Annotated in this window: 2 protein-coding genes and 1 pseudogene; 1 reads left to right on the top strand and 2 read right to left on the bottom strand. The window is 53.1% G+C overall.

Going from position 1 to position 2,066, the window contains the following annotated elements:
• Positions 1-1,020, top strand: a pseudogene (locus K5E37_RS29245) (DUF2235 domain-containing protein); the annotation flags it as partial.
• A 187-nt stretch (positions 1,021-1,207) separates the two neighbouring features.
• Here K5E37_RS29245 and K5E37_RS29240 read toward each other — a convergent pair.
• Both K5E37_RS29240 and K5E37_RS29235 read right to left on the bottom strand, forming a co-directional pair.
• Complete coding sequence (locus tag K5E37_RS29240; RefSeq protein ID WP_221535824.1) at positions 1,208-1,504, bottom strand: hypothetical protein; 297 nt, start codon at positions 1,502-1,504, stop codon at positions 1,208-1,210.
• Positions 1,505-1,868: 364 nt separating this feature from the next.
• Positions 1,869-2,066, bottom strand: a 198-nt coding sequence (locus K5E37_RS29235; protein WP_221535823.1) for a hypothetical protein, incomplete at its 5' end; no start/stop codon positions are given.

Raw genomic sequence — 2,066 nt, 5'->3', positions numbered from 1 at the left:
GATGCGGTCGATAGAAGCATGGAAGCATCTGTCGTTCTTGATTTTTTGCTGCCAATCTCCAATAAAGTCGATGACGGAGAGTGTCTGCCGGGCCCTGTAAAATCAGCCCTTCATCTAGTTGCTGCTCATGAATGCAGGGATAACAGGCGTGCTCGACTGATTGGCACTGGATCACTTACCCCGCGCTGGGAAGAGCGCTTGGTTCCAGGAACAAGTTTTGATGTAGGGGGAGGACTAAAAAAAGACAGTACCCCTCACAGTCGCGAACTACACATGGCAGCTCTGCACGATATGTACCGCGCAGCCTACAGTGCCGGAGTTCCCTTCCCTTCGATGGCAAAGCTCCAGGAAAAAGATAGATACGTGTCCAGTTTCTTCGAGTTACACGACCACATTAATGGCACAAGCGCCATTGAGGCGAGTAATCGATACATTTCCAAGGCTGGCAATAAAAAAGTTTCTGCCGATGCCTTTCTCGCCCATCGCCGTCTTTATATTCAAAGACTTCGCGGGCTGTGGGAGTTGTACAGTGAGCAACACCGTGCTTATTCCGAGGAAGAAGAGCGTTTGGAGCGACCGGTTTTCGGTGAAAATGGATCTTTCAAGCGCATGTTAGGAATGGGTAGCGAAACCGAAGCTCAAGCCAAAAAGCGTGATACGTCTCTAAAACAGACACGTGAGAGCAAAGAAAGTCTTCGCGCTGAGCTTGGTTGGCTTGAGGAAGTTGATAGAGAAGCCAAACGTCTGCGCATCGGACTTGCTTCGAAATCAGAAAAGGCATTATTGGATGAATGGTTTGCCCCGCAACCAAAGGGCCTCAGCTTCGACATCGAAGATCTTCTGGAGCTCTATCTGAGTGATAGATTCATGATAAACAATATGACGCAATCCCCGAGCACAATAAAATATTTCCTTGTTCGAGAGTTCGATATTCCTGATTTGACAAAGACTAAAGGAATGTCGCCAGACTACATGGAGCAAACGATGCGTAAGCCATCGACGCAATCGTCAGGCGCTTAGAGTCGAAGTAAGGATAGTCTAAGGTTAGGCTCAAATTGCCCCCTGACAGACTAGTTTGGATATCTTTGATTTCATAAATGATCCAGTCCCGGATGAAGAGCCTCGCCTTTAGCTCATCGAAAGCCTCCAACAGCATCACGGGCAGATAATGCTTCTGCCCGTGAATACCAGGCCGCTTTTCAAACCATCAAACCGGCGCCTGCCAGTTCAACATTCTCTGCTGCGCAACCTGCAGCAAATCGCTGCCATCCTGCGTCAGCAGGTACAGCGCATGGGTGATGTGGGGAATGTCCTGGACATCGGCGTGTTTGAAGCACAGGCAGTGCAGGGTTTCGAGCAGGTCGGCAGCGGCGCGGATGCGTTGCACGGCGGCTTCGAAGAGGTCTTTCGGGTTGGCTTGGGTGTCGATGACCAGCGGTGCGCTGTCGGTGACGCCGCTGTTGAGCGGGAGATAGCGGGCGGAGCTTAATTTCAGGATTGGCATTGGAATTACTCAAGGCAGCTTGAAAGTAACCGCCAGCACCGTGACCAAACGATGGGGAGGCGGACTGTGAACAGGCTTGGTCAACCGAGAACCACCTGACTCGGCTCGCCCGAAGGCGACCCTGTACACAGCCGCCACAGCAATGCACTCCACGGACACGAATGTCCGTCGGGGCGAATAATGGCACACATGCACAGGTGATTACGTTAGGTGACCAAACCTAAGCCGCTGATTTTGCAGCGACGCCAAACCTTAACCGCCCCACTCCAGCCCCCGAAAGCAGACAAGGCATCCACCCTTGTAGGAATCCGCCGAGACTCCCCCACGAAACAATCCCCGCCCAGACAGCCGGCGTTCAGCCCGGTTAACCATCGCTTAACGCCGCGGTCAAAAACTCTACTGAACCGCACACCCTCAGCCCCAGGCTGACGCCGAGTGCGGCAGGTTTGGCTTGCAACAAGCCGAACTCAATTTCCGTCGCACCGGAGTCCATCATGAAAATTCGTCCGTTCCTGCTCACCACCGCCCTCGCCTGCACCGCGTTTGCCGGGCTGGCCCAGGC

Source organism: Pseudomonas sp. RIT778 (genome assembly GCF_019718735.1).
GTDB lineage: Bacteria > Pseudomonadota > Gammaproteobacteria > Pseudomonadales > Pseudomonadaceae > Aquipseudomonas > Aquipseudomonas aphyarum.
The sequence above is the reverse complement of the archived record's forward strand: the minus strand, read 5'-3'. Positions and strand labels throughout refer to the sequence as shown.

Excerpts from the sequence above, each read along its gene's own strand:
- K5E37_RS29240 (WP_221535824.1), bottom strand. The coding sequence starts at position 1,504 with ATGCCAATCCTGAAATTAAGCTCCGCCCGCTATCTCCCGCTCAACAGC.